General features: G+C 64.6%; 5 protein-coding genes and 1 pseudogene. 2 read left to right on the top strand and 4 right to left on the bottom strand.

The genetic code is table 11. The features are described 5' to 3' along the window. Window positions 1–1,941, top strand: a 1,941-nt coding sequence (locus tag FNJ47_RS44440) for a malate synthase G (RefSeq protein WP_163162894.1), incomplete at its 5' end; no start/stop codon positions are given. Window positions 1,942–2,108: 167 nt separating this feature from the next. Here FNJ47_RS44440 and FNJ47_RS50080 read toward each other — a convergent pair. The 3 genes from FNJ47_RS50080 to FNJ47_RS44430 all read right to left on the bottom strand — a co-directional run bounded on the left by FNJ47_RS50080 (window position 2,109) and on the right by FNJ47_RS44430 (window position 3,878). Continuing rightward, the gene (locus tag FNJ47_RS50080; RefSeq protein WP_021076357.1) at window positions 2,109–2,264 is read right to left on the bottom strand and encodes a Thivi_2564 family membrane protein; all 156 of its coding nucleotides are present in this window, start codon (window positions 2,262–2,264) and stop codon (window positions 2,109–2,111) included. 112 nt (window positions 2,265–2,376) lie between these two features. Beyond that, on the bottom strand, window positions 2,377–3,009 hold the full coding sequence (locus tag FNJ47_RS44435) for a DUF2865 domain-containing protein (protein WP_163162892.1): 633 nt from the start codon (window positions 3,007–3,009) through the stop codon (window positions 2,377–2,379). Window positions 3,010–3,035: 26 nt separating this feature from the next. Then, window positions 3,036–3,878 carry a L,D-transpeptidase gene (locus tag FNJ47_RS44430; RefSeq protein WP_165446143.1) on the bottom strand — a complete coding sequence of 281 codons (843 nt, stop codon included), beginning with the start codon at window positions 3,876–3,878 and terminating at the stop codon, window positions 3,036–3,038. A 231-nt stretch (window positions 3,879–4,109) separates the two neighbouring features. On the opposite strand from FNJ47_RS44430, the gene FNJ47_RS44425 reads away from it, so the two are divergent. Then, entirely contained in the window at window positions 4,110–5,216 is a 1,107-nt protein-coding gene (locus FNJ47_RS44425; protein ID WP_163162888.1) for an AI-2E family transporter, read from the top strand. A 12-nt stretch (window positions 5,217–5,228) separates the two neighbouring features. On the opposite strand, the pseudogene FNJ47_RS44420 reads toward FNJ47_RS44425, so the two are convergent. Continuing rightward, a pseudogene (locus tag FNJ47_RS44420) lies at window positions 5,229–5,338 on the bottom strand (IS5/IS1182 family transposase); the annotation flags it as partial.

Genomic DNA, 5,338 nt, shown 5'->3' with positions numbered 1-5,338 from the left:
TTCGACATCAACGCCTACACCGCGTTCCTGAAGGACATCGGCTACCTGCTGCCGGAGCCCGCGACCCACAAGGTCGAGACCGCAAATGTCGACGAGGAGATCGGCAAGATCTGCGGCCCGCAGCTCGTGGTGCCGCTGACCAACGCCCGCTACGCCTTGAACGCCGCCAACGCGCGCTGGGGTTCGCTGTATGACGCCTTCTACGGCACCGACGCGATCCCGCATGACCCGAGCGAAAGCGGAAAGGGCTACAACAAGGCCCGCGGCGACAAGGTGATCGCGAAGGCGAAGGCATTCCTCGACGCCGCCGTGCCGCTCGCGACCGGAAGCCACACCGACGTGACGTCTTACGCCGTGATCGCGGGCCAGCTGTCGGTCAAGCTGAAGAGCGGCAATTCGACCGCGCTGAAGAACGGCGCCCAGTTCGCCGGCTATCTGGGCGACGCGGCCCAGCCCACCGCGATTCTGCTCGTCAATAACGGCATGCATGTCGAGGTCAAGATCGACCGCAGCAACGTCATCGGCAAGGACGATCCGGCCGGGGTTGCCGACATGATCCTGGAATCGGCGGTCTCGACCATTCTCGACATGGAAGACTCGGTCGCCGCCGTCGATGCCGAAGACAAGGTGCTGGTCTATCGCAACACGCTCGGCCTGATGAACGGCACGCTGTCGGCCGATTTCGACAAGGGCGGCAAGACGCTGACCCGTTCGCTCAATGCCGACCGCGTCTACAAGAAGCCCGACGGCAGCGAGCTGAAGCTGCACGGCCGCAGCCTGCTCCTGATGCGCAATGTCGGCCACCACATGTTCACCGACGCCGTGCTCGACGCCAAGGGCGAGGAAATTCCCGAAGGTCTTCTCGACGCTGCGGTCGCCGGCCTGCTCGCGATCCATGACCTTAAGGGCAATTCCAAGGTCAAGAACAGCCGCACCGGCTCGGCCTACATCGTCAAGCCGAAGATGCACGGTCCCGACGAGGTGACGCTGACCTGCGACCTGTTCGCCGAGGTCGAGAAGATGCTCGGTCTGCCGGAGAACACGCTGAAGGTCGGCATCATGGACGAGGAGCGCCGCACCACGGTCAACCTCAAGGCCTGCATCCAGCGCGCCTCCAAGCGCATCATGTTCATCAACACCGGCTTCCTCGACCGCACCGGCGACGAGATCCACACCTCGATGGAAGCGGGTCCGATGATCCGCAAGAACGACATGAAGGCGCAGCCGTGGATCAAAGCCTATGAGGACTGGAACGTCGACAACGGCCTGATCGACGGCCTGCCCGGCCATGCCCAGATCGGCAAGGGCATGTGGGCCGCGCCCGACAAGATGGCCGACATGCTGGCGCAGAAGATCGGCCATCCGCAGGCCGGCGCCACCACGGCCTGGGTGCCGTCGCCGACTGCAGCGACGCTGCACGCGCTGCACTATCACCAGGTCAACGTAACAGCCCGCCAGCAGGAGCTCACCAAGGGCGGCCCGCGCGCAAAACTCTCCGACATCCTCACCATTCCGGTGTCGCAGTCGAACTGGGCGCCCGACGACGTCAAGCAGGAGATCGACAACAACTGCCAGGGCATTTTGGGCTACGTCGTGCGCTGGATCGACCAGGGCGTCGGCTGCTCCAAGGTGCCCGACATCCACGATGTCGGCCTGATGGAAGACCGCGCCACCTTGCGCATCTCGAGCCAGCATCTGGCGAACTGGCTGCATCAGGGCGTCATCACCAGGGATCAGGTGATGGAATCGCTGAAGCGCATGGCTGTCGTTGTCGACAAGCAGAACGCCGGCGACAGCCTCTACAAGCCGATGGCACCGTCGTTCGACGGCGTCGCCTTCAAGGCGGCCTGCGACCTCGTGTTCGAGGGACGTACGCAGCCGAACGGCTACACCGAATACATCCTCACCGCGCGCCGCCGCGAGGCCAAGGCCGCGGGCTGATCCGAGGGTCGCAACGACCAAGCAAAAGCCCCGGCGATGAGCCGGGGCTTTTTTATTGGAGATGCATTGCTGCATCCACGTCATTGCGAGAAGCGAAGCGACGAAGCAATCCATTGCTCCACTCAGGCGGTGAGATGGATTGCTTCGCTTCGCTCGCAATGACGAAGCTAGAACACCGCCAGATATTTCAGCAGCGAGACGATGCCGATGATGATGACGACGACGCGCGCGATCTGCTTGGCGCGGCCGTCGAGCGGCAGCATGTTGATGAGATAAAGAACGAGAATAATGACAAGGAAAGTGACGAGTACGCCGACGAGCATGCGGGGCCCCCTGATGGCATCGGTGAATGTGCTGTTCGCATGTTGCTAACGTGCGAGCGGGAGGCCGGTTCCAGAATTCGGAACCGAAATGGCCTGCCTTGCGTGAGCGACGCTACTCGCGCGCCAGCACCGGCGCGCGCTGATACTTCGCGCGGATGCGATCCGGCGCCGGTGTGAAATTGAGAGATGCACCACGCCGATCCGGACGGCTGACCGACATCAGCCCATCCTTGCCGGCGACAATGTCGCCCTTGCGCAAGGTCGGGTCGTCCTCGATCTTCACCGCGGCGAGCCCGACGGGATCCTTGCCGTTGCAAGTGCAGCCGGAGACGAGTTCGTCGCGATAGCGGAACGCGTTCGGCAGCTCGGAATACGGCCTGCCGTCGTCCGTCGCGGCGTTGTCGATATTGCCGCCATAGACCACTTCGGTCGCGCTCGCCGGGCAGAAACTATTGCAGCTCTCCGCCTTGCTCTGATTGCCGGTCGCAGCCAGCGGGAAATAGCGGCCGTCGCAGGTGCGCACGCAATAGGCCTGGCCGCCGTCAAAGCGCGCGCGACGCTCGGCCCGCGGCATGACCTGTGCCGGGCCGTCGTCGAACGGCATGCGGATCACCGGCGCGCGGCCCTGCATGAAGCCGCCGAACAGTTGCTGGAAGAAATCCTGGGCTTGCGCCGCGGGCGCCAGGGACAGGCCGAGCAATGCCGCCGTCCCGAACGCCCACCGCCTCACGTGCCGCTTTGCCATTACCGACCCTCAGTACGACGCATTCCTCAGTACAACGTGGAAGTCGCAGGGATGTTCATCGCCTGACGGCCGGAAGGCATTGTCATGACCGCGGGACGCGGCTGCACCGGCGCCGGCCGGATCGAGATCTGCGTCGTCGCCGGGCCGAACTCACGTACGGCGAGATGCGGCGCGTTCTTCGGCAGCACCACGACCTTGGTGCCGACATCGACCCGGCTGAACAGGTCGGAGACGTCTTCATTGGTCAGGCGGATGCAGCCCGACGACACGAACTTGCCGATCGTTGTGGGATCGTTGGTGCCGTGGATGCGGTATTCGCTGGAGCCGAGATACATCGCGCGCGCACCGAGCGGGTTGCCCGGGCCGCCGGCCATGAAGCGCGGCAGATAGGGCTGGCGCTTGATCATCTCGGCCGGCGGATGCCAATCCGGCCACTCGGCCTTGCGGCTGATGGTCTGGGTGCCGGCCCAGGTGAACCCCTCGCGGCCGACGCCGACGCCGTAGCGGATCGCTCGGCCGCCGCCGAGCACGTAATACAGCGCGGTGTTGCCGGTATCGATGATGATGGTGCCGGGCGCCTCTGACGTGTTGAGCGCGACGGTCGTCCGGCGCAGCCGCTCAGGCAGCGCGCCGTCCTCGGCGGCCCCGGTCGAGGGATCGGTCATCGCCTCATCGGACGGGAAGGCGCCCGGCTGGGTCGACGCATAGCCGAGCGCAGAAGATCTGGCTTGGGCGTGAGCCGAATTGGTGACGATGAATGGCGTCACCAACAGGACGCCGGCGAAGGCAAGGGTGCGGGCAAGAGTCCGGGCGTGGGTGCGCGCGGCGCGCGACGCAAGCCGGCGGCTGGAGAGAGGCTGATTTGTCATGTGCTGCCCCTGGACGGGATGCGCATCGTGGTGATGCGATGCCAGACCAACGCGCATGACCGCCGGAGAGTTCCGGTGCGAATCGTCCCGAAGCCGCGATTGTCAACCCGCCCCATCTCACGAACCCGCGATGGAACCTTTGCCCGGGCGGTCCGTTGTCAGGCGCTATTGACGCGCGGGACGGTTTCGCTGCGCGAAATTCATTTGTTGTCCTCGTGCGGGAGGAGTCTGGTGCGCGCTTTTCCGAGTGAAATTCTGCTTGGCAATGCGCCCGAAGGCACGCCCGTCCCCGACAGCAAGGCCGAAACGCCACCGGTCGTCAGCCGTGCCGAGGTCGTCGCCTTTGCGCTGGTCGCGCTGCTGGTCATTGTCATCGTCGCCGTGCTCTATCTGGCCCGCGCCTTCTTTCTCCCGATCACCATGGCTTTCATTGTCGGCACCATGCTGTCGCCGGCGGCGAACCTGCTCGAGCGCTACCGGATTCCGCGCGCGCTCGGCGCCGTGCTGATCGTGATCGCGGTCGGCGCTGCCGTGACCTTCATGGTCGGGCTGATCGCTTCGCCGGCCATGGAATGGAGCTCGCGGCTGCCAGAGCTCGGCGCGATCCTGAGGGATAAGCTGCACGTGTTCGACCGGCCGCTCGCCCTGTGGCAGGAGCTGCAGAGCATGGTCGGCGGCTCCGGCACGCTGGCCACTTTCCAGCTGCCGAAATTCGAATGGGTGCAGCCGACCCTGGAATTCCTGTCACCGACCTTCGCGGAATTCCTGCTGTTCATCGCGACCCTGATCCTGTTCATCGCGAGCTGGAAGGATCTGCGCCGCGCGCTGGTGATGACCTTCAGCGAGCGCGAGGCGCGGCTACGCACGCTGCGCATTCTCAACGAGATCGAAACCCATCTCGGCAATTATCTGCTGACGGTGACGATGATCAATGTCGGCGTCGGCATCGTCACCGGCGCGATCTGCGCGGCGACGGGCATGCCCAATCCGGCGGGGCTCGGCGCGCTCGCGGCGACGCTTAATTTCATTCCGATCATCGGCCCGGTCGCGATGTTCGTAGTGCTGGTCGCGGTCGGCATCATCTCTTCGCCGACCATCGGCGCAGGGCTGATCGCGCCGGCCTGCTTTGCGGTCGTGACCTTCATGGAAGGACATTTCGTGACGCCGACGATCGTCGGCCGCCGGCTGTCGCTGAACGCGCTCGCAGTCTTTCTCGCGCTCGCATTCTGGACCTGGCTGTGGGGCCCGATGGGCGCCTTCCTGTCGTCACCGCTGCTGATCGTCGGCCTGATCGTGAAGGAGCATTTGATGCCGGACAATTCGCCGCAGCTGCCCTAGGTGGTGTGGACACTAGCGCATCCATAGAACAATGGCAGCGAGAGTGACGACGGCCCGGTAATTCCGGGCCGTTTTTTCGAAGCGGGTTGCGACACGTCGGAACTGCTTGAGCTTTGAGAAGC

Source organism: Bradyrhizobium uaiense, assembly GCF_010811875.1.
Taxonomy (GTDB): Bacteria; Pseudomonadota; Alphaproteobacteria; order Rhizobiales; family Xanthobacteraceae; genus Bradyrhizobium; species Bradyrhizobium uaiense.
Note: the sequence above shows the minus strand (reverse complement) of the source record. Positions and strands in the feature narration are given on the sequence as shown.